The organism is Agromyces sp. NPDC058484, from assembly GCF_042720415.1.
Lineage (GTDB): Bacteria > Actinomycetota > Actinomycetes > Actinomycetales > Microbacteriaceae > Agromyces.
The window spans coordinates 67714-94500 of sequence record NZ_JBHXMP010000018.1 but is presented as its reverse complement, the minus strand read 5'-3'; the positions used below and the strand labels follow the sequence as shown (position 1 = coordinate 94500).

Sequence of the window (26787 nt, the reverse complement as noted above, 5' to 3'; positions counted from 1 at the left end):
TCGCGGCCGCCTCGGTCGCCCGAACGAGCTCGAGCGCGATGTTGCGATCGGGGTGGAGGTAGGGGCTTGCGGTTTCGGTGCTGTTCATCGAGGGTCCTCCCGTATGCCGAGCCTCCGGCTCCGATCTCTGGAACCGCCCGCGGGCAGAGCGCACCGCACCCCTCCAGCCTAGGCAACCACCACCGTCGCAGGGGTGGTGCGCGGTCGAATGACACTGAAAGAATCGGGGTTCTTAACAGGGCACGAAGAGAGCGGGCGCGCAGCCATCCGTCGACTCCTGAGGCCCTGACGGGGACTCGATAGACTCGTGCCCAACCCACTGTCACTTCGAAGGAGCACCATGCCCATCGCAACCCCGGAGCAGTACGCCGAGATGCTCGACACCGCCAAGGCGAAGGGCTTCGCCTTCCCGGCGTTCAACGTCTCCTCCTCGCAGACACTCAACGCGGTGCTGCAGGGTCTCACCGAGGCGGGCTCCGACGGCATCATCCAGGTCACCACCGGCGGCGCCGACTACTTCGCCGGCCACACCGTGAAGGCCCGCGCCGCCGGCGCGCTCGCCTTCGCCCGCTTCGCTCACGAGGTCGCGAAGAGCTACCCCGTCACGGTGGCGCTGCACACCGACCACTGCCCGAAGCCCGCGCTGGAGGACTTCGTGTACCCGCTCATCGCCGCTTCCGAGGAGGAGGTCAAGGCGGGTCGCAACCCGATCTTCCAGTCGCACATGTGGGACGGCTCGGCCGTGCCGCTCGACGAGAACCTCGAGCTCGCCAAGCAGATCCTCCCTCGCATGAAGAACATCAACGCCATCCTCGAGGTCGAGATCGGCGTCGTCGGCGGCGAGGAAGACGGGGTCAAGCACGAGGGCTCGAACGAAGCGCTCTACACGACCCTCGACGACGCGATCCAGACGGTCGAGGCGCTCGGCCTCGGCGAGCAGGGCCGATACATCGCCGCACTCACCTTCGGCAACGTGCACGGCGTCTACGCTCCCGGCAACGTCAAGCTCCGCCCCGCGCTGCTCAAGGAGATCCAAGACGGACTGGCGGCCGAGTACGGCACCGGCCCGAAGCCCCTCGACCTCGTCTTCCACGGCGGCTCGGGCTCGACCGACGACGAGATCGCCGAGGCCGTGCGCAACGGGGTCGTGAAGATGAACATCGACACCGACACGCAGTACGCGTTCACCCGGTCCGTCGCCGGCTACATGTTCGACAACTACGAGGGCGTGCTGAAGGTCGACGGTTCGGTCGGCAACAAGAAGCAGTACGACCCGCGCGCGTGGGGCAAGGTCGCGGAGTCGGCCATGGCCGTGCGCGTCGGCGAATCGACCCGCCAGCTCGGCTCCGCCGGGCAGTCGATCAGCGCCTAGGTTCCGGATGTCGCAGCAGCACGCCGCGGGAACGCCCGACGAGTCGCCCGACCGGCCGACGACCGATGGCGTTCCCGCCGTGCCCGCTGCGCCGCGCGACGAGCGTCCCCGCCCGCGGTACGGCGAGTACGCCCCCGAGGGGTGGACGTGGCGGCCGCCCGCCGACGAGCCGGTGACGAATGCCGCGCCTGCGCCGGAGTCGGCGCCCGCGATGTCTCCGGCGGGCGCTGCCGGCGCTCCGGCCGCGGCCGCGCACCCGACCGATCGGGCGTGGACGGTCGCACTTCTCGTGTTGGGCGCATTCGGCGCGGTCTACAACGCCCTCACGCTGATCCTGCTGCCGCAGAGCGTGCTCGAGTCGGCGCGGCTCTCCGCGTCGGTGCTCGGCACCGAGGCGCCGACGTCGTTCACTGCCGGACCTGCGGTGCCCGCCGTCATCGTGATCGGCGTGGTCCTGCAGGCGACGCTCTGGGTCGGGGCGATGCTGTGGTCGCGCGCGCGGATCCGCGCCGGACGGCTCGCATGGTGGGTGCCCGTCGTCGCGGGCATCGCGGCGTTCACCGTCGTGCTCGTCGCCAGCATGATCGTCTTCGCGAGCGACCCGGCCTTCTTCCAGTTCCTGAGTCGCGTCGGCGCCTGAGGCGGACCCGACCGCGCCCTGGGGCCTAGGGGGCCGACCGACCTCGCCCGCCGAGCGCCCGCGCGTCGCGGTTGCCGGCGAGGTCGCGGCGCAGTTCCTTCGGCAGCGAGAACATGAGGTCCTCCTCGGCCGTCTTCACCTCGGAGACCTCGCCGTAGCCGGCGTCGGCGAGTGCGTCGAGCAGCTCCTTCACGAGCTCCTCGGGCACGGATGCCCCGCTCGTCACGCCGACCGTCGCGACCCCGTCGAGCCACTCCTGCTCCACCTCGCTCGCGTAGTCGACCCGGTAGGCGGCCTTCGCGCCGTACTCGAGGGCGACCTCGACGAGGCGCACGCTGTTGGAGCTGTTCGCGGAGCCGACGACGATCACGAGGTCGGCGTCTTGTGCGACCTTCTTGATGGCGACCTGGCGGTTCTGGGTGGCATAGCAGATGTCGTCGGAAGGCGGGTCGGCGAGTTTCGGGAACTTCTCGCGCAGCCGCCGCACGGTCTCCATGGTCTCGTCGACCGAGAGCGTCGTCTGCGAGAGCCACACGACCTTGTCGGGGTCGCGCACCTCGATGTTCGCCACGTCGTCGGGGCTGTTCACGAGGGTGACGTGGTCGGGCGCTTCGCCCGCGGTGCCCTCGACCTCCTCGTGGCCCTCGTGGCCGATGAGCAGGATCTCGTAGTCGTCGCGCGCGAACCGCACGGCTTCGCGGTGCACCTTCGTGACGAGCGGGCAGGTCGCGTCGATCGCGTGCAGGCCTCGGTCGGAGGCGGCGTTCACCACGGCCGGCGACACGCCGTGCGCGCTGAAGACGATGTGGGCGCCCTCGGGCACCTCGTCGACCTCGTCGACGAAGATCGCTCCCTGCTGCTCGAGCTGGGTGACCACGTGGATGTTGTGCACGATCTGCTTGCGCACGTAGACCGGGGCGCCGTAGTGCTCGAGGGCCTTCTCGACGGCGATCACGGCACGGTCGACGCCGGCGCAGTAGCCGCGGGGGGCCGCGAGCAGCACCCGCTTGTGTCCGGGGACGGGGATATCCTTGAGCCGGCCGCGCACGCCCGGCACCCTGGGCATGCCGAGGCCGATTCGCGGGGCATCCGTGGTGCTCGTCACAGTGTCCATCCTACGCGGACGATGCTGGGCGGGCGCCGGGCACGAGCGGCCGCAGAACGCGGCCGGAGAAGGCCGGAGAACGCGACCGGACAAGGCCGGAGAAAGCGGAGAGACTCGATGACGGATGCACCGGCGACGCGTGAAGCCCCCTGGCCGGTCGCGCTCCTCTCAGGCAAGCTCAAGGAGTACCTCGACCGCCTCGGCACCGTCTGGGTCGAGGGCGAGCTCACGCAGTGGGGCGTGTCGGGCGGCAACGTCTACGGCAAGCTGAAAGACCTCGAAGCCGATGCCACGATCTCGATCACGATGTGGTCGTCGGTTCGCGCCCGCCTGTCGGAGCAGTTCACGCAGGGCGACCACGTCATCGCGCTCGTCAAGCCCAGCTGGTGGGTCAAGGGCGGCTCACTGTCGATGCAGGTGTTCGACCTGAAGCACGTCGGCCTCGGCGACCTGCTCGAGCGGCTCGAACGCCTGCGTGCGCAACTCGCCGCCGAAGGACTCTTCGACGCGGGCCGCAAGCGACGGCTGCCGTTCCTGCCCGGGGTCGTCGGGCTCGTCACGGGCCGCGACAGCGATGCCGAGCGCGACGTCGTGCGCAACGCCCGGCTGCGCTGGCCGAGCGTCGAGTTCCGGGTCGCCTATGCGGCCGTGCAGGGCGACCGCTCCGCCCCCGAGGTCGTCGCGGCCATCCGGCGGCTCGACGCGGATCCCGAGGTGGAGGTCATCATCGTCGCGCGCGGCGGCGGCGACTTCCAGAACCTGCTGGGGTTCAGCGACGAGCGCGTCGTGCGGGCGGCGGCCGCGGCATCCACCCCCATCGTCTCCGCGATCGGCCACGAGGCCGACCGCCCGCTCCTCGACGAGGTCGCCGATCTCAGGGCTTCCACGCCCACGGATGCCGCGAAGCGCGTGGTGCCCGACGTCGCCGAGGAGCTCGTGCGCGTCGAGCAGGCGCGCGCCCGTCTCGGCATGCGCCTCGCGTCGATGCTCACCCGCGAGATCGACCGCGTCGGGCACCTTCGAGCCCGACCCGCGCTCGCCGACTCCGGCTGGATCGTCGACCGGCGCGCCGAGGACCTCACCCGCTGGGTCGCCCGCGGCACCGAGCTCGTCGAGCGTTGCATCGAGCGGCAGACCGCTCGCGTGGGCGAACTGCGCGGCCACCTCCGGGGCCTCTCGCCGCAGGCGACGCTCGACCGCGGGTACGCGATCGTGCAGGGCGCCGACGGGCAGGTGATTCGGCGAGCCGTCGATGCACCGGCCGCCACTATCCTGCGCATCGCGCTGGCTGAGGGAGCGATCCGGGCGAGATCCGACGGCGCGGAGTGACGGCGGCCGTCGAGAGTGCACTTCTCGCCCTCCCTCGGGCGCCGAGTGCACGCTCGGCGCGGTCTCCGCCGGGCCGGATCACGGCGTCGGCGGCGCCGAATAGAATGGGAGCCATGCCCCCCACGCCGGATGTCGCCGAACTCAGCTACGAGCAGGCGCGCGACGAGCTCGTGCGGGTCGTCGCCGAGCTCGAGCAGGGCTCCGCGACGCTCGAGCAGTCGCTCGCGCTGTGGGAGCGAGGCGAGGCCCTCGCCTCCCGGTGCGAGGAGTGGCTCATCGGCGCGAAGGCGCGCCTCGACGCCGCCCGTGCAGGCGCAGCATCCGGCGCATCCGCGGCATCCGACGACTCCGGCGCACGCTGATGGCCCGTCGCGCCCCCCGCGTCGTCGCCGAGCTCGGTCGACCTGAGACGCCTGAAGAGACCGCGGCCCGCCAGGCCGAGAACTCGCGCCTGCACAGGCAGCGGCAGACGGTGAAGAACCTCGTGCTCGCGCTCGGTGCGAGCCTGCTCGTCGTGCTCGTGATCGTGCTGCTGGTGCCGCGCAGCGACACCGCGTTCGAGCGCGACGTCGACGTGGCATCCGTCGCCGAACAGGCACAGGTCGCCAGCGACGATCCGCTCGCCGTGCCCGAGCTTCCCGAATCCTGGCGCGCGAACGCCGCCGAGCTCCGCACCTCGAAGGTCGACGGCGTCACCGCCTGGTACGCCGGCTACCTCACCCCGGGCGACGAGTACGTCGGCATGTACCAGGGGATCGACGCGAATCCCACCTGGGTGGCGGGTCTTCTCGCCCGCACGCTCGCCACCGGCACCACTGCCATCGAGGGCGTCGAGTGGACGGTCTACGACAATCGCGGCTCGGGCGACGACGTGGGCAACGCGCAGTATGGCCTCACCGCCGAAGCGGGTGGCAGCACCTTCGTGCTGCTCGGCACCGCGGCGCCCGAGGAGTTCGAGGTGCTGGCCGCCGCCCTCGCCCCGTTCATCGACGCGCAGCGCTGAGACAACGCCACCCCGAGAACGACACGAACCCGCCACGACGCCACCCCGACACGACGCAACCCCGAGAGCAGAGGACCGCCCGTGAGCAAGCAGCCGACCGAACGCCCGCAGACCCCGGCCGCGACCTGGCGTGAACTGCGCCGAGGCAACGACCGTTTCGTCGCGGGCAAGCCGCTGCATCCTCGTCAGGACGTCGAGCGCCGTGCCTCCCTCGCGCACACCCAACGCCCGCTCGTCACGATCTTCGGCTGCAGCGACTCCCGCCTCGCCGCCGAGATCATCTTCGACGTGGGCCTCGGCGACGCCTTCGTCGTGCGCAACGCCGGGCAGGTGGTCACGCCGTCCGCGCTCGGCTCCCTGGAGTATGCGGTCGGCCTGCTGCACGTGCCGCTGATCATCGTGCTCGCCCATGACGGATGCGGCGCGGTGCGTGCCGCCATCGACTCGCAGGCCGCCGACGCGGCACCGCTCCCCGTCCACATCGCCGGCCTGGTCGAGAAGATCGTGCCGGCGGTGCGCAGGGTCGCGGGCGGTGCAGCGGATGCCGCCCTCGACCCCGAGCACGTCGACGTCGGCTTCGTCGGCCGCGAACACCTGCGCAACACCGTCACGGAGCTCGTCGAGTCGTCCGAGATGATCAGCGACGCGATCGCAGCGGGTACGCTGGCTATCGTCGGTGCGAACTACCGGCTCTTCGAAGGCCGCGTCGAGACCGACATCGTGGTCGGCAACGTCTGACCGACGACGATCGCCGCGCGAGCGGCATCCGCCGGGACATCCGGCCTCGCACATCGAAGGGAAACACCGTGGTGGACAACACCGCCGACTACCGCATCGAGCACGACACGATGGGCGAGGTGCGGGTGCCCGCATCGGCGCTCTACCGCGCGCAGACGCAGCGCGCCGTCGAGAACTTCCCCATCTCGGGCTCCGGTCTCGAGGTGCAGCAGTTGCAGGCCCTCGCCCGCATCAAGAAGGCCGCGGCGCAGGCGAACGCCCGCCTCGGCGTGCTCGACCCGAAGGTCGCCGCGGCCATCGAGGAGGCGGCCGACGAGGTCATCTCAGGTCGGCACGACGCCACGGTGCACTTCCCGGTCGATGTGTACCAGACGGGCTCCGGCACCTCGTCGAACATGAACATGAACGAGGTGCTCGCGACGATCGCGACCGAGAAGCTCGGCGCCCCCGTGCACCCGAACGATCACGTGAACGCTTCGCAGTCGTCGAACGACGTGTTCCCCACGTCGGTGCACATCGCCGTCACCGCGGCGCTCATCGACGACCTGATCCCCGCACTCGACCACCTCGCGGTCGCCCTCGAGGCGAAGGCCGACCAGTGGCAGGACGTCGTGAAGTCGGGTCGCACGCACCTCATGGATGCCACGCCCGTCACCATCGGCCAGGAGTTCGGCGGCTATGCGCGCCAGGTGCGTTTGGGCATCGAGCGCGTGCGCACGGCCCTCCCCCGCGTCGCCGAGATCCCGCTCGGCGGCACGGCCGTCGGCACCGGCATCAACACGCCGGCCGGATTCCCGCAGCTGGTCATCGAACTCCTCCAGCAGGAGACCGAGCTGCCGATCACCGAGGCGGTCGACCATTTCGAGGCGCAGGCCAACCGCGACGGGCTCGTCGACGCATCCGGCGCCCTCCGCACGATCGCGGTGAGCCTCACGAAGATCGCGAACGACATCCGCTGGATGGGCTCCGGCCCCAACACCGGCCTCGGCGAGCTGCAGATCCCCGACCTGCAGCCGGGCTCGTCGATCATGCCGGGCAAGGTCAACCCCGTGATCCCCGAGGCCGTGCTGATGGTGTGCTCCCGGGTCATCGGCAACGACGCCACGATCGCATGGGGCGGGGCATCCGGTGCCTTCGAACTCAACGTGCAGATCCCCGTGATGGGCACGGCGTTGCTCGAATCGATCCGCCTCCTCTCGAACTCCGTGCGGTTGTTCGCCGACAAGACCATCGACGGTCTCGTGGCCGACGTCGAGCGCACGACCGCGCTCGCGGGCATGTCGCCGTCGATCGTCACCCCGCTCAACAAGCTCATCGGCTATGAGGCTGCCGCGAAGATCGCGAAGCACTCGGTCGCCGCGGGGATCACGGTGCGCGAGGCGACTCTCGACCTCGGCTACGTCGAGCGCGGCGAGCTCACCGAGGCGCAGCTCGACAGCGCACTCGACCTGCTCTCGATGACACGCCCGCCGCAGTCCTGACACCGCGCTGAGTGCCGTCACGACAGGCGCCGGTACGGATGCTCCTTCACCCGCGTCCCGACGACGCGCCAAGGGTGCGGCTGCGCCGCCTCGAGCTCATCGAACAACTCGGGCTCCACGTCGAAGTACTCGTACGTCGAACCCGACTCGAACTCGATCGTGAGTACGCGGCGATCGGCGTCGTACGACGCCCCGTTCAACGCGTCCGAGTCGATGCGCGGCACCATCATGCCCCACCTCAGGCCAGTTCGGCGCCGTCGAGCATCTCCGACACGAGTGCCGCGATCGCCGAGCGCTCCGACCGCGTCAGCGTGATGTGCGCGAAGAGCGGATGCCCCTTCAGCGTCTCGATGACGCTCGCGACACCGTCGTGGCGGCCGACTCGCAGGTTGTCGCGCTGGGCGACGTCGTGGGTGAGCACGACCCGCGAGTTCTGCCCGATGCGGCTGAGCACCGTGAGCAGCACGTTGCGCTCGAGCGACTGCGCCTCGTCGACGATCACGAACGAGTCGTGCAGCGACCGTCCGCGGATGTGCGTGAGCGGGAGCACCTCGAGGATGCCGCGGTCCACGACCTCCTCGAGCACGTTGTCGGAGACGACCGAGCCGAGGGTGTCGAACACCGCCTGCCCCCAGGGGTTCATCTTCTCGCCCTGGTCGCCGGGCAGATAGCCGAGCTCCTGGCCGCCGACCGCGTAGAGCGGCCGGAACACCATGATCTTCTTGTGCTGCTGCCGCTCGAGCACCATCTCGAGCCCCGCGCACAACGCGAGCGCCGACTTGCCGGTGCCGGCGCGTCCGCCGAGCGAGAGGATGCCGATCTCGGGGTCGAGCAGCAGGTCGATCGCGAGTCGCTGCTCCGCCGAGCGACCGTGCACCCCGAACACCTCCCGGTCGCCGCGCACGAGCTTCACCTCGTGCTCGCCGACGACGCGGCCGAGCGCCGATCCGCGTTCGGAGTGGATGACGAGGCCCGTGTTCACCGGGAGGTCCGCGACATCCGCCGTCTCCATCCGCTCGTGCTCGTAGAGCTTCGCCATGTCGTTCGAGCCGAGTGAGAGCTCCGCCATGCCGGTCCAGCCGGAATCGAGCGCGAGCTCCGCCCGGTACTCCTGCGCGTCGAGGCCGATCGACGCGGCCTTCACACGGAGCGGAAGGTCCTTCGAGACCACTGTGACGGCGACTCCGTCGTTCGCGAGGTTCGCGGCGCATGCGAGGATGCGCGAGTCGTTGTCGCCGAGCTGCAGCCCGCTCGGCAGCACCGAGGGGCTCGAATGGTTGAGCTCGACGTGCAGCGATCCGCCGTCGCCGACGGGGATCGGAAAGTCGAGCCGCTCGTGCTCGACGCGCAGTTCGTCGAGGATGCGGAGCGACTGCCTCGCGAAATAGCCGATCTCGGGATCGTTCCGCTTTGCCTCGAGCTCCGTGATGACGACGACTGGAAGGACGACCGCGTGCTCGGCGAAACGGAACAGCGCCCGGGGATCCGACAGGAGTACCGAGGTGTCGAGCACGTACGTCCGCTCGCCTTGCGCGACGTGCGCGGGCGTCGCCGCCACGGGCTCGGTCGCAGCACCCCCCGAGACTCGACCGACGGACCTGGAGGTTTCGAGTGAGGCCACGACCGCTCCCGCCCCGAGCATTCCGCTCGGCTCTCGCGCCGGCCGGCGAATCCTCCAACGAGCGCTTCGCGAAGCCGACTCGATCGGGCGCCTTGCCCGATGCCTCGACGGTACGTCCGCGACGGAGAATCCGTGTCAGCGACACGCGGGGCGTCACCCGTCGTTCACCCGATCGAGCGGATGCCGCGGGCGAGCCACGCGCGGATGCCTCGGCTCGACGCGAGCGCCGAGCGGATGCCGCGGCATCCGCTCAGTACGAGGCGGCCGTGTTGTACGACACGAATGCGCCGCGCAGCATCTCGAGGGTCTCCTCGCTCGTGGCGGCGTGGAGCGAGAGCCGCACCGTGCCGAGCCGTGTGGTCGCGGTCACTCCGTGGTTGTGCAGCGACGCGGTGAGGAGCGTGACCTGCTCGGCCGGGGGCTCGAGTACGACGATGCCGGCGCGCTCCCGCTCGTCGCGCGACGACGCGACGGCGATGGCGAACTCGTCGGCGAGTTCGATCGCGCGGCTCACTCGCTCGGCGACCGCCTGGTTGACCACGGGCACGCCGACGCGGTCGATCTCCTCGAGGGCCGCGGCGAATCGTGCCGCGGCGATGGGATCGAGGTTCGAGACGCGGTATGCACGTGCGTCGGGTGCCGGCGGCGGCACCTCACCCCACGGCTCGTCTTCTTCAGTGCCGGTGAAGCCCGAGAACACGGGCGTCAGGCGCTCCAGCGCACGTGGGGAGAGCAACATGATGCCGGTCCCCCACCCGGCGCGACACCACTTCTGCCCGCCCGACAGCACGACGTCGGCGGCCTCCCACGGTGCATCGACGACACCGAAGCCCTGGATCGCGTCGACGATGAGCAGCCGGTCGCCGATGACCTGGCGGATGCCCTCGATGTCGCAGAGGTATCCGGTACGCGAGTCGACGAGGCTCACCGCGACCGCCGCGACGTTCGACTCGAGCTGCTCGCGGATCTGCCCGGGCGTCACCTTGCCGTGGTCGGTCTCGAGCCACACCGGCTGCACGGTGTGCAGTGCCTCCTGCGCACGCACGGCCGCGATCGTCAGGCTCGGGAACTCCCCGGCCGAGAGCAGCACGCTCCCGGTGAGCCCGAACATCGCATGCATGATGCCCTGTGTCGTGCTGGGCTGCGCGACGATCCGTTCGGCGGGCACGCCGGACACGGCGGATGCCGCGGCCCGCAGCCGCCCGTCCTGCTCGAGGAAGGCGTCGAGGCTGCCGTGCCGGGCGCGCTGCAGCACCTGCGTGAACGCCAGCACCTCCTCGGCGGCAGTGGTCGAGAGGGGCCCGACCCTGGCGTAGTCGAGGTAGCCGGGCTCCTCTGCGAACCCGGCGATGAATGCGTCGATCGTCACGTACGCCCCCTTCTCCGAGCCATATCATGGCAGAGCACGGGCTTTGTGCGCAGTGCGATCACCCGCCGAATCGCCGGTGGCGCTTCTCGAAGTCGCGGAGGGCGCGCAGGAAGTCCACCTGCCGCAGGTCGGGACCGAGCGCCTCGACGAAGTAGAACTCGCTGTGCGCCGCCTGCCAGAGCATGAAATCGCTGAGCCGCTGCTCGCCCGAGGTGCGGATCACCAGGTCGGGATCGGGCTGTCCGCCGGTGTACAGGTGCTCGCCGATGAGGTCGGGGGTGAGTCGCTCGGCGAGGTCTTCGAGGCTGCGCCCCTCGGCGTGGTGCGAAGCCACGATCGAGCGCATCGCATCGGTGATCTCCTTGCGCCCGCCGTAGCCGACGGCGAGATTCACGTGCAGGCCGCGCTTGTCGGCGGTGCGCTGCTCTGCCGCGTCGAGGGCCGCGACGAGCGGCCCGGGGAGTCCGGCATCCGACCCCACATGCTGCACGCGCCAGTTCCGATAGTGCGAGAGCTCCTCGGCGAGCTCGGCGATGATCTCGAAGAGGTCGGAGAGCTCCGCGCTCGGCCGGTTGCCGAGGTTGTCGCTCGAGAGCAGGTAGAGCGTCACGACCTTGATGCCGAGGTCGTCGCACCACTCGAGGAACTCGCGCATCTTCGCCGCGCCCGCCCGGTGCCCGTGGGCTGCGGAGTCGTAGCCGAGCTGCTTCGCCCAGCGTCGGTTCCCGTCGATGATCATCGCAACGTGCCGCGGCAGGGCTTCAGGCTCGAGGCCTCGCCGCAGCCGCCGCTGGTAGAGGCGGTAGAGGATGCCGCGGCCGAGTGGCTCATCGCTCTTCTGCACGGCACTACGCTACCCCTCCGGGGTCCCGCCCACTCACAGCAGACCGTGATCGACCACGCCCTACGCTGTGACCATGAGCCACAAGCGACGCCGCGAATCCGGCGACTTCGCCGCCGAGATGTCCCGCCCCGTCGCTCCCGACGATCAAGCGGATGCCGCGGTCGCACGTGGTGAGCACGGGCCCGACCTGCCCAACATCCCCCTGCTCGACGACTCGCTCAGCCACGGCACGGTGGCCGAGACCAGGCCGACGTGGCGCGGCTGGATCCACGCCGGCACGTTCCCCGTCACGATCGCCGCGGGAGTCGTGCTCATCGTGCTCGCCGACGGCGCAGCCGCGAAGTGGTCGTCCGTCGTGTTCACGCTCACCTCCATGCTCCTCTTCGGCAACTCCGCGCTCTATCACCGTTTCAACTGGAACCCCCGCACGAAGGTCATCCTGAAGCGCATCGACCACGCCAACATCTTCCTGCTCATCGCCGGCACGTACACGCCGCTGGCGATCCTCGCCCTGCCGCCCGACAAGGGCTGGCTGCTGCTCGCGATCGTCTGGGGAGGAGCGCTCGCCGGCATCGGCTTCCGCGTGTTCTGGATCGACGCGCCGCGCTGGCTCTACGTGCCGCTCTATGTGCTGCTCGGCTGGGCTGCGGTCATGTACCTCGGCGACCTGCTCGCGGCGAGCGTCGCGATGATGGTGCTCGTGCTCATCGGTGGCCTGCTCTACACGCTCGGCGCGATCGTCTACGGGTTGAAGGCTCCGAACCCCTGGCCCGGAACGTTCGGGTTCCACGAGATCTTCCACACGTGCACGGTGCTGGCCTTCATGTGCCATTGGACGGCGACGCTCATCATCGCGCTGGATCCCGTCTACCACGTGGGGTGAGCGGAGGAGCCCGCCTCGACGGTTCAGCGAGCGGGTGGCGGCGGTTCCTCGTCGCCGGGCGCCCTGCCCGGGGCATCCGGAGCCTCCGCGCCGCCCTCGGAGAGGGGTTCGTTCTCGCGCAGCTCGTCCTCGAGGCGTTCGGCTTCGAGTTGCGCACGCACTTCGGCCCGGTAGTTGACCCGGCGGATGCGCCGCACCATGTCGAGCACGAGGAGCACGACGATCAGCATGACGACGAACGTGAGCACGAACCCCCAGACTCCCGGCGTGACGAGGTTCGGGTCGAACTCCTCCTCCCCTGCACGGACGAGCGCCGCACGCACCGAGGATGACACCACGGCGATCACGGGCGCGATCCGGGAGCGGAGGGTGCGGGCACGACGAGCATCGGGTTCCCTTCACGGGCGAGTTAGGCTGGATTCCAAGCCTAGACGATCGATTCGGGAAGGAGCGGGCGGTGGCCGCGCAGCAGACCGACGCACTCGACGCGCGCTACGGCCGCACCCGCAACCGCCGCACCCGCGACCGCATGCTGCTCATCGGGGGCGCCGTCGCCTTCGCGATCGTGCTCGTCGCGTGGGTCGTCTGGGCCGGGCTCGACGGCCAGAAGCCGTCGGTCGAGGCCACCGACACCGGGCACGTGCTGATGAACGACGAGCGCGCCGTGGAGGTCAGCTGGACCCTCTCGGTGCCGCCCGGAAACGAGACCGCGTGCATCGTGCAGGCGTTCGACGAGGACTTCACCGTCGTCGGCTGGAAGGTCGTCGAGATCCCCGCCTCCGACCGCCATCTGCGCGCGTTCACCGAGACCGTGCGGGTCGCTCGCGAAGCCAATACCGGTTTGATTAACCGCTGCTGGCTCACCTAAGATAGGAGATTCGCCTCCGGCAGCCGCCGGGGCGACACGTCTCTCACAGACACCTTCATCCAGACGCGACGTATTTCAGGAGTGCACCATGGCGCAGGACACCACTGTCACCTGGCTCACGCAGGAGGCCTTCGACCGCCTCGCCGGCGAGCTCGAAGAGCTCTCGACGCTCGGTCGCGAGCAGATCGCCAAGCGCATCGAGGCCGCGCGTGAAGAGGGCGACCTGAAGGAGAACGGCGGTTACCACGCGGCCAAAGACGAGCAGGGCAAGCAGGAGGCGCGCATCCGCCAACTCACCGAGCTGTTGCGCAGCGCACAGGTCGGCGAGGCCCCCGAGTCCTCGGGCGTCGTCGAGCCGGGCACCGTCATCACCGCGAACGTCGCGGGCGACGAGACGACGTTCCTCCTCGGCAGCCGCGAGATCGCGGGCGATTCCGAACTCGACGTGTACAGCGAGCAGAGCCCGCTCGGGGCCGCGATCATCGGGCTGAAGGTCGGCGAGCAGACGAGCTACGCCGCGCCGAACGGCCGCGAGATCTCGGTCGAGATCACCGGTGTCGAGACGTGGGCCGGCCAGTAGCCCGCGCCACCGACGACCGACGGCCTCACCGCGCGAGCGGCGGGGCCGTTCTCTCGTCTCACTCGTCGACGATCTTCGGGTCGTAGCCGGCGCGCCGCAGCACCTCGACGACCGAGGCGCGGTGCTCGGGCCCGCGCGTCTCGACCGAGAGCTGCAGTTCCACCTCCGAGATCTGCAGGCCCGACCCGTGGCGGGTGTGCAGCACCTCGATGACGTTCGCGTTCGCCCCGGCGAGGAGCTCGGCGACCCGCGCGAGCTGGCCGGGGCGGTCGGGAAGCCCGATGCTCAACGTGAGATAGCGATCGGATGCCGCGAGCCCGTGTGCGACCACCCGCTGCATGAGCAGCGGATCGATGTTGCCGCCCGAGAGCACCGCGACGACCGGGCCGTCGGAGCGCACCGCCCCGGTCATGATGGCGGCGACGGCGACCGCCCCCGCGGGCTCCACGACGAGCTTCGCCCGCTCGAGCAGCACGAGCAGCGCGCGGGCGATATCGTCTTCCGTGACGGTCACGACCTCGTCGACCGCGTCGCGGATGATCGCGAAGTTCAGCTCACCGGGCCGGTAGACGGCGATGCCGTCGGCGATCGTGGGCACGACGGGGACCTGCCTCGGCTCGCCGGCCGCGAGCGACGCGATGTAGGGGGCGGCGTTCTCGGCCTGGACTCCGATGACTCGGAGCGGTCGCCCGTCGCGGGCGGCCCGCTGCTTGGCCGCGCTCGCGATGCCTGCGGCGAGGCCGCCGCCGCCGATCGGGACGACGATGGTCGCGGCATCCGGTGCCTGTTCAAGGATCTCGAGCCCGAGCGTGCCCTGCCCCGCGATCACGTCGGGGTGGTCGAACGGCGGGATCACGACGGCGCCGGTCTCGGCTGCGAACGCGGATGCCGCCTCCATGGTCTCGCCGATCGAGTCGCCCTGCAGCACCACGTCGGCCCCGTACGATCGGGTGGCGTCGAGCTTCGGCAGCGCGACGCCGACGGGCATGAAGATCGTGGCGCGGATGCCGAGCTCACGCGCGGCGAATGCCACGCCCTGCGCGTGATTGCCGGCCGACGCGGCAACGACGCCGCGTGCGCGCTCCGCCTCGCTCAGCGCCGAGATGCGGTGGAATGCCCCGCGCAGCTTGTACGATCCGGTGCGCTGCAGGTTCTCGCACTTCAGGTACACCGGAACGCCGAAGCGTTCGGCGAGGTACTGCGACGACTCCATGGGGGTGCGCCGCGCTGCGCGCGCGACGACGGCGCTCGCCTGTTCGTACTCGGCGAGGCTCGGCCCCGGGATGGTCGTGATCACTCGTTCATTCTCCTCGCTGGTAGCCGGGTCGCTGCGGCACGGTGCGCCAGAGCGGTGCACGCGTGTCGGCCACCGGCGGGCTCGCGCCATCCTTCCAGGAGCCGCTCGAGATGTAGATGATCATGACGTTCAGGACAGCCGCGACCGGCACGGCGAAGAGCGCGCCGGGGATGCCGGCAAGCAGGGAGCCCGTCGCCACCGCGATGACGACCCCGAGCGGGTGCACCTTCACGGCGGTGCCCATGATGAGCGGCTGCAGCACATGGCCCTCGACCTGCTGCACGAGCAGCACGATGCCGAGCATGATGAGGGCGATCAGCGGTCCGTTGTAGACGAGCGCCACGAACACGGCCAGCGCGCCGGTCACGACCGCACCGACGATCGGGATGAAGGAGCCGAGGAACACGAGGATGGCGATGGGGATCGCGAGCGGCACGCCCAGGAGGAACGCGCCGAGGCCGATGCCGATCGCGTCGATGGTGGCGACGAGGATCTGCACCTTCACGAAGTTCTGCAGGGTACCCCAACCGGCCGTTCCCGCTCCGTCGACCGCCGTGCGTGCTCGGCGAGGGAAGACTCCGACGATCCAACGCCAGATCCCGCCGCCGTCGATGAGGATGAACAGGGTCGCGAAGAGCGCGAGCAGCATGCCCGCGAGGAAGTGACCGAGCGAGGATCCGAGCGAGAGGGCGCCGCTCACGAGGAGGCCGCTGTCCTGCTGGGCGGAGGCGATCGCCCGGTCGACGAAGTCGTTGAGCTGCGACTCGGTGATGTGCAGCGGCCCTTCGAGGAGCCATTCGCGGAAGTCGTCCCAGGCGACGAGGGACTGGGCCGCAAGCTCGTCGAAGCCGCGCACGATCTGGGAGATCCCGAGCGTCAGCAGGCCGCCGACGACGACGAGCGCCGACAGCATCGCCACGGCCACGGCGAGCCACTTCGGCCAGGCGTGACGCTGGAGGAACTGCGAGAACGGCACGAGGAGCGCACCGAGGAGCACCGCCACGAGGATCGGGATGACGATGAGCCGGAGCTGGATGATGAGGAAGACGACGACTGCGAGCACGCCGCCGACGAGCAGGAGCCGCCACGACCAGGCGGCGGCGAGGCGCATGCCGAACGGCACGGATTCCGACGCGTCGCGATGCGCCGGCGTCGGTGGCGACGTCTCGCTCGGGCGCGACGGCCGCCTTCTGAACCTGCCTCGAACCTGCCCGTCCGACCCCGTCATCGCTCCAGTCTAGGCGTGGAACATGCTCGCAGCGGCATGGATGATCCGGTGTCGGTGGCGGTGGATAGGGTCGGAGCATCATGGTCGACGTCGTCAGTCCCGCACTCGCCCGCCGCATCGCGCTCGCCGCACAGGGCTTCGGCAAGCCCGTGCCCGAATCGCCTGGTACACGGGCGGTGGCCGGGGTCGTCGGCCGGCTCGGCCTCCTGCAGATCGACTCGGTGAACGTGTTCGAGCGCAGCCACTACCTGCCGGCATTCAGCCGCCTCGGCGGCTATGAGCGCGGCGTTCTCGATCGTCTCACGAGTGGGCGGCGCGGCCGCACGGTCGAGTACTGGGCGCACCAGGCGGCGTTCATCCCGCGCTCGCTCTGGCCGCTCTTCGAGTTCCGCCGCCAGGCGTACCGTCGCGCCGGCAGCGACTGGGGCGGCTGGGTCTCCGAGAACCATGGGCTGGCCGACTGGCTCCGCGCAGAGCTGGCCGCCAACGGTCCGATGCGGGCGAGCGAGATCGAGCACGACGCCAACGAGCGACGCGGGCCGTGGTGGGGCTGGTCCGACGTCAAGCGCACGCTCGAGATGATGTTCCGCACGGGCGATGTCGTGTGCATCGAGCGCCGGCGCTTCGAGCGGGTGTACGCCCTTCCCGAACAGGGCCTGCCCGCCGAACTGCTCGACACGGCGCCGCCCGAGGCCGACGCCACGCGCGCTCTCGTCGAGCTCGCGGCATCCGCACTCGGCATCGCGACCGAGGCCGACCTCGCCGACTACTGGCGCATGAAGCGCGCGCAGGTCCGCACCGCCATCCGCGACCTCGAAGACGCCGGCGAGCTGCTGCCCGTCGAGGTACCCGGCTGGACGACCGGCGGCCGCCCGACGCCCGCCTGGGTGCAGCGCGACGCCCGTCGTCCCCGACGTCTCGAGTCGGCCGCCGTGCTCTCGCCGTTCGATCCGGTCGTGTGGTTCCGGCCGCGCACCGAGCGCCTGTTCGATTTCCACTACCGCATCGAGATCTACACGCCCGAGCCCGAGCGCAAGTTCGGCTACTACTCGCTGCCGGTGCTCATCGACGACGACGTGGTCGGCCGGGTCGACCTGAAGAGCGACCGCAAGGCGCGCGTGCTCCGAGTGCAGTCGGCGTGGATCGAGCCGGGTGCGCCCGCCGACACGGCCGCCCGGCTCGCCCCCGTGCTTCGACGCGCGGCGGCCTGGCAGCACCTCGACGACGTCGTCGTGACCGGACGCGGCGACCTCACGCCGGCGCTGCACGCCGAGCTCGCCACCGCCTGAGGCGCCTCCTGCGGACCTGCGGGCCGGGCGGTCAGTGCCGTCTGGGCGTTAGAACGCGCCGCCCATCTTCTCGAGTCGCGCGACCCGGTCGGCGATCGGCGGGTGGGTGGCGAACAGTCGGTCGATGACGCCCGGCCTCAGCGGGTCGGCGATCCACAGGTGCGCCATCGACGAGTTCTGGCGCCGCATCGGCCGGCCGTACGCCTCGAGCTTCTCGAGCGCGCTGGCGAGGGCGTCGGGATGCCGCGTGGTCATCGCGCCCGTGGCGTCCGCGAGGTATTCTCGCTGCCGCGACACCGCGAGCTGCACGAGGCTCGCGACGAGCGGGGCGATCAGCATCGCGACGAGCCCGAAGATCATGACGACCGGGTTGCCGTTGTTGTTGCCGCGGCCGAAGAAGGCCATGCGCACGAGCATGTCGGAGATGAAGCCGACCGCGACGACGAGTCCGAAGACGATCATCGAGAGGCGGATGTCGTAGTTGCGCACGTGCCCGAGCTCGTGCGCCATGACGCCCTCGAGCTCGGCGTCGTCCATGATCTCGAGCAGCCCGGTCGTGGCCGCGACGACCGCGTGCTCGGGGTCGCGTCCCGTGGCGAATGCGTTCGGCGCCGGGTCGGAGATGACGTACACCTTCGGCATGGGCGTTCCGGTCGTGATCGAGAGGTTCTCGACGGTGCGCCAGAGGCGCGGGTGGTCGGCCTTGCTGTGCAGCTGGACCGCGCCCGACATCGAGAGCGCCTGCCGGTCGGCGGTGAAGTACTGGATCAGCGCGTACGCGGCGGCGATGACGACGGTCACGATGACGATCGTGAGGTCGCCGTAGATGTACGCCGCGAGCCACCCCAGCCCGCCGATGACGGCGAGGAAGAACAGGATGATGAAGACGGTGTTGCGTTTGTTCCTGGCGATCGCTCGGTACAACGCCGGCCCTTAGAACTGCACGCGCGGCGGCTCCGCGATGGCAGCCGGCTCGGTGACCTCGAAGAAGTCGCGCTCGTGGAAGCCGAGGCCGCGCACGAAGAGCGTGTTCGGGAAGACCTTGATCTTGGTGTTGAGCTCGCGCACGCCGCCGTTGTAGAACCGGCGCGAGGCCTGGATCTTGTCTTCGGTGTCGACCAGCTCGGCCTGCAGCTGCAGGAAGTTCTGGCTGGCCTGCAGCTGTGGGTACGCCTCGGCGACCGCGAAGATCGACTTCAGCGCCTGCTGCATGTGATTCTCGGCGGCGCCCGCCTCGACCGGACCCTGCGCCTGCAGCGTCTCGGCACGAGCTCGCGTGACGTTCTCGAAGACGGCCTTCTCATGCGCGGCGTAGCCCTTCACCGCCTCGATGAGGTTCGGAATGAGGTCGGCGCGCCGCTTGAGCTGCACGGTGATGTCGCTCCATGCCTCGTCGACCCGCACGTTCAGCGTCACGAGCGAGTTGTACGTCGCCCAGAGGTAGATGCCGATGATCACCACGAGCGCGACGACGATGATGACGGGGATGAGCCATTCCATGGCACGGACTCCAATGCGCTCTCGGCGATGAACGGGGTGCCCCATCATCCTACTGACGCCCCCTGGCCGCGGGCCGGGCTTCCCATGAGACTCGAAGGGAAGCCCCGGCCGCCTCCGGGCGTAGGCTCAGACTGTGGAGAAGGTTCAACCGGTGGTCGGACCCCGACGGCGGCAGGCCGCGCGGTCGGCCCCGGGCGAATGATTCGGCACATGATGAATGAAGCGGATGCCGCGAGCGGCCCCGCCATCGTCGTGCACGACCTGCACGTGAAGCGCGCCCGGGTGCCCGTGCTCGACGGCCTGTCGCTCACGGTCCCGCGCGGCCGCATCGTCGGACTCCTGGGCCCGAGCGGCAGCGGCAAGACCACGCTCATGCGTTCGATCGTCGGAGTGCAGGTCGTGGAGTCCGGGTCGATCGAGGTGCTCGGGCTTCCGGCCGGCTCGCCGGCGCTTCGCAGCCGCGTCGCGTACGTCACCCAGCAGGCGAGCGTGTACGACGACCTCACGGTGCGCCAGAACCTCGCCTACTTTCGCCGGGTGCTCGGCGCACCGGCATCCGACATCGACAGCGTCATCGAACGAACCGACCTCGGCACGGTCGCCGGGCGACTCGTCGGCTCGCTGTCGGGGGGCCAGCGCGGGCGGGTGTCGCTCGCCGCGGCGCTCCTCGGCGCCCCCGAGGTGCTCGTGCTCGACGAGCCGACCGTCGGCCTCGACCCGGTGCTGCGGGTTGAGTTGTGGGCGCTCTTCCACCGGCTCGCCGAGACCGGGGCGACGCTGCTCGTCTCGAGCCACGTGATGGACGAGGCGAAACGCTGCGACCGGCTCCTCCTCATGCGCGACGGGGCGCTGCTCGCCGACGACACGCTCGCCGGGGTGCTCGAGGCGACGAGCACCGACGACGTCGAAACGGCGTTCCTCCGGCTCATCGACCGCGGCGAGCCCGATCTGCACCCCGAGTCGCACCCCGACCGGCAGATCGATCGTCACCACGGTCGGCACGCCGGACCGAGCTCGGAGGCCGGGCCCGAGCGCGATGCGGAGGCGGCACGATGAACCCGGCACGCACGTTCGCGACCACGGGCCGGGTGCTCGAGCAGATCCGCCACGACCCGCGCACGATCGGCCTGCTCCTCGTGGTGCCGAGCCTGCTCATCGGGCTCGTCGCCTGGATGTTCACCGACACCGGCGTCTTCGCGACGATCGGACCGGCGATGCTCGCCCTGTTCCCTTTCATCGTCATGTTCCTCGTGACCAGCATCGCGACGCTCCGCGAGCGCCGCAGCGGCACGCTCGAGCGGCTCTTCTCCATGCCGCTCGGCAAGGGCGACTTCATCCTCGGCTACGCGCTCGCGTTCGGGTTCCTGGCGATCTTCCAGACGGCGATCGCGGTCTCGTTCGCGGTCTGGGTCTGCGGCCTCGAGATCGAGGGGTCCATCTGGCTGCTCTTCGCGGTCGCCATCTGCGACGCGCTTCTCGGCACCTCGCTCGGCCTGCTCGCGAGCGCCTTCGCCCGCACCGAGTTCCAGGTGGTGCAGTTCATGCCGCTCCTGGTGTTCCCGCAGGTGCTCCTCGGCGGCATCTTCCTGCCCACCGACCAGCTGCCCGACGTGCTCGAGGCGATCAGCGAGTGGCTCCCCCTCACCTACGCGATCGACGCCTTGAGTGCGGTGTCGACGGGCGACGAGGACGCGGAATGGATCGCCTCGAAGCTCCTCGTCGTCGGCGCCTGGATCGTCGGCTCGATCGTGCTCGGGTCGATCACCCTGCGCCGACGGACGCCCTGACCCCCAGTACCCGGTCGAGGTATGGATTGCGGAACACCCCCTCGGGATCGAGCTCGTCGCGTACGCGCAGGAAGTCGTCGAAGCGCGGATACAGCCCCGCGAGCGTCTCGGCGGTCTGGGTGTGCATCTTGCCCCAGTGCGGCCGGCCGCCATGGCCCCGCATGATCTCCTCGACCGCTGCGAAGTACTCGGTCGGGTCCTCGCGGAAGTACCGATGCACGGCGAGGTAGCCGGTGGCGCGTCCGTTCGCGGTCGAGAGCCAGTTCTCGTCGGATGCCGCGGCACGCACCTCGATCGGGAAGCTGATGCACCATCCGTTCCTGTCGATGAGCGCGCGCACCTCCCGGAACGCGTCGGGCACCGCCTCGAGGGGCACGGCGTACTCCATCTCGCGGAACCGCACCGAGCGGCGGGTCGTGAACACCGACGGCGAGAAGTCGGTGAACTCGCGACTGCCCTGGATCCGCTCGACCCTGCGCGCGACGGCCGGGGTGGCCGCGGGAGCGATCCGGCCGACCTCGCAGATGGCGAACAGGCCGCCGTTCGCGATGAGCGTGTCGTCGACCCAGCGGGCGACGCGACCGAGGGGCCTGAGCGGCGCATCGCCGGGCAGTCGCGTGTTCGTCTTCGTCATCGCCACGTCGGTGTGCGGATGCCAGTAGAACTCGAAGTGGTCGGTGTCGCGCACGCGCTCGAGCCAGCCGTCGAGCACCTCGGCCAGGGGCTCGGGCCGCTCGACGGCGTGCAGCACGAACCGCGGCGCGAGCTGCAGGGTCACCTCGACGAGCACGCCGAGGGCGCCCAGGCCGAGCCGAACGGCGGGGAGCAGCTCGGGCCGCTCGGTCTCGCTCACGCTGAGGAACTCGCCCGAACCCGTCACGAGCTTCGCCGCGACGATCTGCGTCGCGAGGCCGCCGAACGCGAGTCCGGTGCCGTGGGTGCCCGTCGACGTGGCGCCCGAGATCGTCTGCCGGTCGATGTCGCCCATGTTCGGCAACGCGAGGCCGTATGGGGCGAGCAGCGCCGGCAGCGCGTGCAGCCGGGTGCCGGCGGCGAGCGTGATCCGGCCGGTCGCGACATCCGCGTCGACGACCCCGGTGAGGTCGCTGATGTCGAGCTGCACGCCCGGCGCCACCGCGATGCCGGTGAAGCTGTGGCCCGAGCCGACAGGCTTGATGCGAAGACCAGATGCCGCGGCGGCGACGACCGCGCGCTGCACAGCCGCGGCCGTGGCGGGCCGCTCGACGCGCAGCGGCCGCACCGCCTCGGTCCGCGCCCAATTCCGCCACATCGCCCCGCTCGCCGTCACAGGAACGCCTTCCCTTCTCCCCGATACGTCGGGATCATGTCCACGGTCGCATCACCGTCGACGACGGCGAACGCAGTGAGATGCTCGGCGAGCTCTCCGGATTTCGTGTGCCGGAACCAGACCCGGTCACCCGCTCGCAGGCGGCTCGCCGCGGTGCCGCGCACCGGGGTCTGCACCTCCCCGGCCATCTCGCGCGGCTCCATCACGAGACCCGTCGGCCACACCGGCTTCGGCAGCCGATCCGCGGCGGGTGGACCCGACGCGATCCAGCCGCCGCCGAGGATCGTCGCGTGCCGTGGGCTGGGCGACCTCACGACGTCGAGCGCGAAGGCCGCCGCAGGTGCCGGGGTGAACTGCGCGTAGCCGTCGAAGAGGTGACCGCCGAAGAGCCCCGACCCGGCGGCGATCTCGGTGATCGAGGCATCCGCCGCCGTGGCCTCGAGCGAACCCGTGCCACCGCCGTTCACGAACTCGAGCTCGGCGTGACCGCGCACGGCGGCGACCGCGCGTGCCCGACGCTCGACGAGTTCGGGCATCGAGCGTGACTGCATCCAGCGGTTCACGGCGCCGTCGAGCGGGCGGCCGGGGGGACGGTTCGCGACGCCGGCGATCTGCGCTTCGTACGACATCACGCCGACGAGCACGAATCCGGGTCGCGCCGTGATGTACGCGGCGAGCGCGCCGGCATCGTCGGGGTCGTGCACCGGCGAGCGGCGGACGCCGAGGTGGCCGAGGATGGGGGCATCCCACGAGGCGTCGAGTTCGAGGCACACCCGGATCGTCTCGCGCTGGCCGGGCGGCAGCACGGAGTCGATGAGGTCGAGGTGCGCGGGCGAGTCGACCATGAGCGTGATGCGGCTCGCGAGCGCGGCGTCTTCGGCCAGTCGACGAATGCCGCCCCGCTCCGCCGTCGGGTAGCCGACCACGATGTCGTCGACGGTGTCAGCGAGCCAGAGCGCTTCGGCGAGCGTGTACGCGAGGACGCCGCGGTAGCCGGGCTCCTCCAGCAGCGCCTCGATCACGCTCCGTACGCGCACCGACTTCGACGCGATGCGGATCGGCGTGCCCGCCGCGCGTCGCACCATGTCGTGCGCATTATGGCGCAGGGCGCCGAGGTGCAGGGCGCCCACCGGCGCGTCGAGGTGCTCGGTCGCGGCGGTGAGCCCCGGCCAGTATCGTTCGGGGTGCTGCCACGGTGCGGCATCCGTCATCGCGGCATCCGATGCCGGGGCGCCGGGGTCGCGAAGGTCGAGAGCCATCAGCGCACGCTCCGCACGCGGGCGACGGCGAGGGCGCCGGCGAACGAGAACGCTGCGCCCGACAGGAACACGAGCACGAACGAGCCCGACATCACGACGGCGGCCGCGCCGATCATGGGTGCCACCGCCTGCGGCACCGCCGAGGCGATGTTCATGATGCCGAGGTCCTTTCCGCGGGATGCGGCATCGGGCAGCACCTGGGTGGCGAGGGCCTGGTCGACCGACAGGAAGCAGCCGTAGCCGAGGCCGAGCAGGCCCGCGGCGACCATCGCGACCGTGAGGTCGGGAAAGAGGGCGAGTAGGAGCGCCGCCGTGCCCTGCAGCGCCGAGGCGACGAAGACGAACACCTTGCGGCGGCCCAACCGGTCGGAGAGCTTGCCGAGCAGCAGCGATGCGGCGATCACGAAGACCATGTAGACGAGCGTCAGCACGATGAGATCGTCTTCGGCGTGCTCGTCGTCGAGCTGGAACATCAGGAAGTAGAGCAGCAGGCTCGTGCCGAGCGCGTTGCCGACCGAGACGAGGACCCGGCTGAGGAGGGTCCAGCCGAAGTCGGGGTAGCGGCGCGGGCTGATCCAGAACCCGGCGATGATGCCCCGTGCGGTGACGCGCGGGCGCTCGGTCGCGATGAGCTGCGGCTCCGGCCGACGGAGGAACGGGACCGCGAGCACGACGAGCAGCCCCGCGAGCAGCGCATAGCCGAGCTTCGCGTCGGTGACGAACTCGGTCACGAGCACGAGCCCCACGATGATGCCGGCCGCCTGCGGCGCCGACATCCACCCCGAGACGAAGCCGCGCTGGTTCACCGGCACCTGATCGGCGATCGTCGCGGTGAGCGCGGCGGTCATGATGCAGAAGCCGACGGATGCCGCCACCCATACGACTCCGATCGCCCAGATCTGCGTCTGGAAGCCGAGCGAGATGAGCGCTGCGGTGAAGACGAACGCCCCGATCACGATCCACGGCCGGCGGCGACCGAATCGAGACGTCGTGCGGTCGGAGAGCGCGCCCGTGAGCGGGTACGTGATGATCGTCGCGATCGCGGCGATACCCGAGATCACCCCGAATGCCACGACGCTGTCGACCCAGTTCTCGGGGTGCAGCTCTGCGTCGATCTGGGCGGGCAGCAGCAGTTGCACGGGTGTGAGCTGCGCCATCCAGACGCCGAGCCAGACGGTCGCGAACGACGCGATCCAGCCGGACCCCACGCGCCGCGTCGGTTCGCCGAGCGCGGCGGTGGCGGGGTGCGCGGCACCTGATGCCGCGTCGAGGTTCGTCATGCTTCGTCGGCCAATCTCGAGAGAGCGTCGGCCGCGGCACGCGCAACCGCAAGAGCGGCGTCGTCGTCACGATCGACGAGCCAGGTCAGGGTGAGTCCGTCGGTGAAGGCCACCAGCACGCGCGCGACCTGCGCCACCGGGATGCGCCACTGCGCGCCCGCCCGATCGGCCGCATATGCGAGCGATCGCTCTGCAAGCTCGGCGTAGCGCGCATACTGCTTGGCGGCGAGCGGATGCCGCTCGGGCGAACGCAGCGCGTATTGCGTGAGTTCGAGCATGGCCTGCTCGTGCTCGGGATCGGCCCTGAGGTGCTCGAAGTAGCGGACGAGCCCCGCCTCGAGGATCTCGGCCAGGCTGTCGCCCGCGACGTGGTCGGGCACCACCGCCTGCTGCTCGCGTTCGACGACCGTGGTGATCAGCTCATCGATGAGCTCGTCGCGCGAGTCGAACGCATAGTGGAAGCTCGCGAGCGACATGCCGGCTTCGGCGACGATCGCCCGGGTCGTCGCGTGTGCGATGCCGCGATGCGAGACGACGCGCAGGGCCGCATCGATGAGCGCGGTACGCCGCTCGGGTGCCGGGATGCGGGTCACACTGCCTCCTCTCGTCACCATCGCCGATCAAGTGGGACGATCGTCCCAGTCGCACCAGTATGCACGAAAGTGGCCGCCTGCGCACTCGGCGGCGACTACGCTCGCAGCATGCGCCTCGGGGTACTCGACGTCGGATCGAACACCGTACACCTGCTCGTCGTCGATGCTCATCGCGGGGCGCGCCCCATCCCGATGGCATCCGAGAAGTCGGTGCTGCGGCTGATGCGCTACCTCGAGCCCGACGGCGCGATCAGCGAGGCCGGGGTCCTGGCCATCGTCGACGCCGTGGCGGCCGCCGCGGCCGCCGCCGATCGGGCCGGCTTCGACGAGCTGCTCGCGTTCGCGACCTCGGCGATCCGCGAGGCCGCCAACGGCGAGGCGGTGCTCGACCGGGTCGCCGACGAGACCGGCGTGCGCCTGAGCGTGCTCTCGGGCGAGGAAGAGGCCCACCTGACGTTCCTCGCGGTGCGCCGCTGGTACGGCTGGTCGGCCGATCGGATCCTGGTCTTCGACATCGGCGGCGGCTCACTCGAGCTGGTGCACGGGCTCGACGAGGTTCCGGATGTCGCGCGCTCGCTCCCCCTCGGCGCCGGCCGGTCCACCATCGAGTTCCTCCCCGACGACCCGCCGTCGCCCGCCCAGGTCGATCGCCTGCGCGCCCACGCACGCGCGGTGATCGCCGACGCGATCGCCCCGTTCCGCGCCCTGCCCTCGCCCGATCACGTCGTCGGCTCGTCGAAGACCATCCGGTCGCTCGCGCGGCTCGCCGGCACCGTGGAAGAGGGGGTCGGGTCATCCGACCGCTCTGTGCTGAGCCGCCGAGGGCTCGACGACTGGACGCCGCGGCTGGCCAAGATCCCCGCCGACGCCCGGCCTGCCCTCCCCGGCATCACCGCCGACCGCACGTTCCAGATCGTCGCGGGCGCCGTCGTGCTCTCCGAGGCGATGCGCGCCTTCGACGTCGACGAGCTCGAGGTATCGCCGTGGGCGCTCCGCGAAGGGCTCATCCTCCGCAGGCTCGACCTGCTCTCCTGAGCCCGCGGTCCACGGCCCCATTCGCGCGATTTCGAGGAGAACTGCGTCCCGAGGACGATCCCCTCGGCCGGACCTCTTGTGATGTCCCGAGACATAACACCCGGCCGGACCTCCTCGGAGTCGCCGATCTCCTCGCTTCGGCGGAGAGGCATCCGATACACCCGGCAGTCCATGACGGTGCTCCCGCTGGGATTCGAACCCAGACTGAGGCGAGTTTAAGTCGCCTGCCTCTGCCGATTGGGCTACGGGAGCGGGGGGGGCGCCCCGGGGCGCGCCCCGGCCCCCCAAAAAAAGCGCGCCCCCCGTTGGCGGCCGCGCCGGCCCGCCGCCCCGCCCCCGGTGGGAGAGGCAGAAACACCGCGCCCGCCAACCAAGGG

At 70.4% G+C, this 26787-nt stretch carries 28 protein-coding genes and 1 tRNA gene; 14 read left to right on the top strand and 15 right to left on the bottom strand.

Features of this window, described 5'->3' with window-relative positions; all coding sequences use genetic code 11:
- Window positions 1-340: 340 nt before the first annotated feature.
- Both fbaA and ACFWN7_RS14645 read left to right on the top strand, forming a co-directional pair.
- Window positions 341-1372: a class II fructose-bisphosphate aldolase gene (gene fbaA / locus ACFWN7_RS14650; protein ID WP_376939561.1), complete on the top strand. Its 1032-nt coding sequence runs from the start codon at window positions 341-343 to the stop codon at window positions 1370-1372.
- Window positions 1373-1379: 7 nt separating this feature from the next.
- Window positions 1380-2012 carry a DUF6264 family protein gene (locus ACFWN7_RS14645; protein WP_376939560.1) on the top strand — a complete coding sequence of 211 codons (633 nt, stop codon included), beginning with the start codon at window positions 1380-1382 and terminating at the stop codon, window positions 2010-2012.
- Window positions 2013-2037: 25 nt separating this feature from the next.
- On the opposite strand, the gene ACFWN7_RS14640 is transcribed toward ACFWN7_RS14645, so the two are convergent.
- Complete coding sequence (locus tag ACFWN7_RS14640) at window positions 2038-3078, bottom strand: 4-hydroxy-3-methylbut-2-enyl diphosphate reductase (protein WP_376939564.1); 1041 nt, start codon at window positions 3076-3078, stop codon at window positions 2038-2040.
- A gap of 156 nt (window positions 3079-3234) precedes the next feature.
- Here ACFWN7_RS14640 and xseA point away from each other — a divergent pair, with 156 nt between their 5' ends.
- The 5 genes from xseA to ACFWN7_RS14615 all read left to right on the top strand — a co-directional run bounded on the left by xseA (window position 3235) and on the right by ACFWN7_RS14615 (window position 7668).
- On the top strand, window positions 3235-4446 hold the full coding sequence (gene xseA, locus ACFWN7_RS14635; RefSeq protein WP_376939559.1) for an exodeoxyribonuclease VII large subunit: 1212 nt from the start codon (window positions 3235-3237) through the stop codon (window positions 4444-4446).
- A gap of 104 nt (window positions 4447-4550) precedes the next feature.
- Window positions 4551-4808, top strand: coding sequence for an exodeoxyribonuclease VII small subunit (locus tag ACFWN7_RS14630; protein ID WP_376939558.1), 258 nt, complete (start codon window positions 4551-4553; stop codon window positions 4806-4808).
- Entirely contained in the window at window positions 4808-5449 is a 642-nt protein-coding gene (locus tag ACFWN7_RS14625) for a DUF4245 domain-containing protein (protein ID WP_376939556.1), read from the top strand. Before ACFWN7_RS14630 ends, ACFWN7_RS14625 begins: the two co-directional genes overlap by 1 nt.
- 81 nt (window positions 5450-5530) lie before the next feature.
- On the top strand, window positions 5531-6187 hold the full coding sequence (locus ACFWN7_RS14620; RefSeq protein WP_376939554.1) for a carbonic anhydrase: 657 nt from the start codon (window positions 5531-5533) through the stop codon (window positions 6185-6187).
- A gap of 68 nt (window positions 6188-6255) precedes the next feature.
- Complete coding sequence (locus tag ACFWN7_RS14615; protein WP_376939553.1) at window positions 6256-7668, top strand: class II fumarate hydratase; 1413 nt, start codon at window positions 6256-6258, stop codon at window positions 7666-7668.
- A gap of 17 nt (window positions 7669-7685) precedes the next feature.
- Here the strand turns inward: ACFWN7_RS14615 and ACFWN7_RS14610 are convergent, their stop codons facing one another.
- The 4 genes from ACFWN7_RS14610 to ACFWN7_RS14595 all read right to left on the bottom strand — a co-directional run bounded on the left by ACFWN7_RS14610 (window position 7686) and on the right by ACFWN7_RS14595 (window position 11502).
- Complete coding sequence (locus ACFWN7_RS14610; RefSeq protein ID WP_376939552.1) at window positions 7686-7898, bottom strand: KTSC domain-containing protein; 213 nt, start codon at window positions 7896-7898, stop codon at window positions 7686-7688.
- An 8-nt stretch (window positions 7899-7906) separates the two neighbouring features.
- Entirely contained in the window at window positions 7907-9310 is a 1404-nt protein-coding gene (locus ACFWN7_RS14605; protein ID WP_376939551.1) for a PhoH family protein, read from the bottom strand.
- Window positions 9311-9539: 229 nt separating this feature from the next.
- Complete coding sequence (locus tag ACFWN7_RS14600; RefSeq protein ID WP_376939550.1) at window positions 9540-10658, bottom strand: aminotransferase class V-fold PLP-dependent enzyme; 1119 nt, start codon at window positions 10656-10658, stop codon at window positions 9540-9542.
- Window positions 10659-10716: 58 nt separating this feature from the next.
- Entirely contained in the window at window positions 10717-11502 is a 786-nt protein-coding gene (locus ACFWN7_RS14595; protein WP_376939549.1) for an isoprenyl transferase, read from the bottom strand.
- A 118-nt stretch (window positions 11503-11620) separates the two neighbouring features.
- On the opposite strand from ACFWN7_RS14595, the gene ACFWN7_RS14590 reads away from it, so the two are divergent.
- Entirely contained in the window at window positions 11621-12385 is a 765-nt protein-coding gene (locus ACFWN7_RS14590; protein WP_376939563.1) for a hemolysin III family protein, read from the top strand.
- Window positions 12386-12408: 23 nt separating this feature from the next.
- On the opposite strand, the gene ACFWN7_RS14585 is transcribed toward ACFWN7_RS14590, so the two are convergent.
- Window positions 12409-12732 carry a hypothetical protein gene (locus ACFWN7_RS14585; protein ID WP_376939548.1) on the bottom strand — a complete coding sequence of 108 codons (324 nt, stop codon included), beginning with the start codon at window positions 12730-12732 and terminating at the stop codon, window positions 12409-12411.
- Between the two features lie 110 nt (window positions 12733-12842).
- Between ACFWN7_RS14585 and ACFWN7_RS14580 the strand changes: the two genes are divergently transcribed.
- Both ACFWN7_RS14580 and greA read left to right on the top strand, forming a co-directional pair.
- Window positions 12843-13253: a DUF4307 domain-containing protein gene (locus tag ACFWN7_RS14580; protein WP_376939547.1), complete on the top strand. Its 411-nt coding sequence runs from the start codon at window positions 12843-12845 to the stop codon at window positions 13251-13253.
- An 88-nt stretch (window positions 13254-13341) separates the two neighbouring features.
- Window positions 13342-13833 (top strand): transcription elongation factor GreA, encoded by a 492-nt coding sequence (greA, locus tag ACFWN7_RS14575; RefSeq protein WP_376939546.1) that lies wholly within the window; start codon window positions 13342-13344, stop codon window positions 13831-13833.
- Window positions 13834-13891: 58 nt separating this feature from the next.
- Here greA and ilvA read toward each other — a convergent pair whose 3' ends face one another.
- Window positions 13892-15130 carry a threonine ammonia-lyase gene (gene ilvA, locus ACFWN7_RS14570; RefSeq protein ID WP_376939545.1) on the bottom strand — a complete coding sequence of 413 codons (1239 nt, stop codon included), beginning with the start codon at window positions 15128-15130 and terminating at the stop codon, window positions 13892-13894.
- A 4-nt stretch (window positions 15131-15134) separates the two neighbouring features.
- Complete coding sequence (locus ACFWN7_RS14565) at window positions 15135-16358, bottom strand: AI-2E family transporter (protein WP_376939544.1); 1224 nt, start codon at window positions 16356-16358, stop codon at window positions 15135-15137.
- A gap of 80 nt (window positions 16359-16438) precedes the next feature.
- On the opposite strand from ACFWN7_RS14565, the gene ACFWN7_RS14560 reads away from it, so the two are divergent.
- Window positions 16439-17647, top strand: a complete 1209-nt coding sequence (locus ACFWN7_RS14560; RefSeq protein ID WP_376939543.1) for a winged helix-turn-helix domain-containing protein — start codon at window positions 16439-16441, stop codon at window positions 17645-17647.
- Window positions 17648-17695: 48 nt separating this feature from the next.
- Here ACFWN7_RS14560 and ACFWN7_RS14555 read toward each other — a convergent pair whose 3' ends face one another.
- Complete coding sequence (locus ACFWN7_RS14555) at window positions 17696-18571, bottom strand: M48 family metalloprotease (RefSeq protein ID WP_376939542.1); 876 nt, start codon at window positions 18569-18571, stop codon at window positions 17696-17698.
- Window positions 18572-18580: 9 nt separating this feature from the next.
- Window positions 18581-19147 (bottom strand): LemA family protein, encoded by a 567-nt coding sequence (locus tag ACFWN7_RS14550; protein ID WP_130352360.1) that lies wholly within the window; start codon window positions 19145-19147, stop codon window positions 18581-18583.
- Window positions 19148-19357: 210 nt separating this feature from the next.
- Here ACFWN7_RS14550 and ACFWN7_RS14545 point away from each other — a divergent pair, with 210 nt between their 5' ends.
- Complete coding sequence (locus ACFWN7_RS14545) at window positions 19358-20203, top strand: ABC transporter ATP-binding protein (RefSeq protein WP_376939541.1); 846 nt, start codon at window positions 19358-19360, stop codon at window positions 20201-20203.
- Window positions 20200-20934: an ABC transporter permease gene (locus tag ACFWN7_RS14540; protein WP_376939540.1), complete on the top strand. Its 735-nt coding sequence runs from the start codon at window positions 20200-20202 to the stop codon at window positions 20932-20934. The genes ACFWN7_RS14545 and ACFWN7_RS14540 overlap by 4 nt, the downstream gene beginning before the upstream one ends.
- Here the strand turns inward: ACFWN7_RS14540 and ACFWN7_RS14535 are convergent.
- Genes ACFWN7_RS14535 through ACFWN7_RS14520 form a run of 4 tightly spaced genes read right to left on the bottom strand, consistent with a single transcriptional unit; the run spans window position 20909 to window position 25375 of the window.
- Entirely contained in the window at window positions 20909-22243 is a 1335-nt protein-coding gene (locus tag ACFWN7_RS14535; RefSeq protein ID WP_376939539.1) for a D-arabinono-1,4-lactone oxidase, read from the bottom strand. The genes ACFWN7_RS14540 and ACFWN7_RS14535 overlap by 26 nt on opposite strands.
- Window positions 22240-23502 (bottom strand): alanine racemase, encoded by a 1263-nt coding sequence (locus ACFWN7_RS14530; RefSeq protein WP_376939538.1) that lies wholly within the window; start codon window positions 23500-23502, stop codon window positions 22240-22242. The genes ACFWN7_RS14535 and ACFWN7_RS14530 overlap by 4 nt, the downstream gene beginning before the upstream one ends.
- The gene (locus ACFWN7_RS14525) at window positions 23502-24782 is read right to left on the bottom strand and encodes an MFS transporter (protein ID WP_376939537.1); all 1281 of its coding nucleotides are present in this window, start codon (window positions 24780-24782) and stop codon (window positions 23502-23504) included. The genes ACFWN7_RS14530 and ACFWN7_RS14525 overlap by 1 nt, the downstream gene beginning before the upstream one ends.
- Window positions 24779-25375 carry a TetR/AcrR family transcriptional regulator gene (locus ACFWN7_RS14520; protein ID WP_376939536.1) on the bottom strand — a complete coding sequence of 199 codons (597 nt, stop codon included), beginning with the start codon at window positions 25373-25375 and terminating at the stop codon, window positions 24779-24781. Before ACFWN7_RS14520 ends, ACFWN7_RS14525 begins: the two co-directional genes overlap by 4 nt.
- A 108-nt stretch (window positions 25376-25483) precedes the next feature.
- Here ACFWN7_RS14520 and ACFWN7_RS14515 point away from each other — a divergent pair, with 108 nt between their 5' ends.
- Window positions 25484-26410, top strand: a complete 927-nt coding sequence (locus tag ACFWN7_RS14515) for a Ppx/GppA phosphatase family protein (protein ID WP_376939535.1) — start codon at window positions 25484-25486, stop codon at window positions 26408-26410.
- Window positions 26411-26588: 178 nt separating this feature from the next.
- Here the strand turns inward: ACFWN7_RS14515 and ACFWN7_RS14510 are convergent.
- Window positions 26589-26662 (bottom strand) — tRNA-Leu (locus ACFWN7_RS14510).
- Between the last annotated feature and the right edge of the window lie 125 nt (window positions 26663-26787).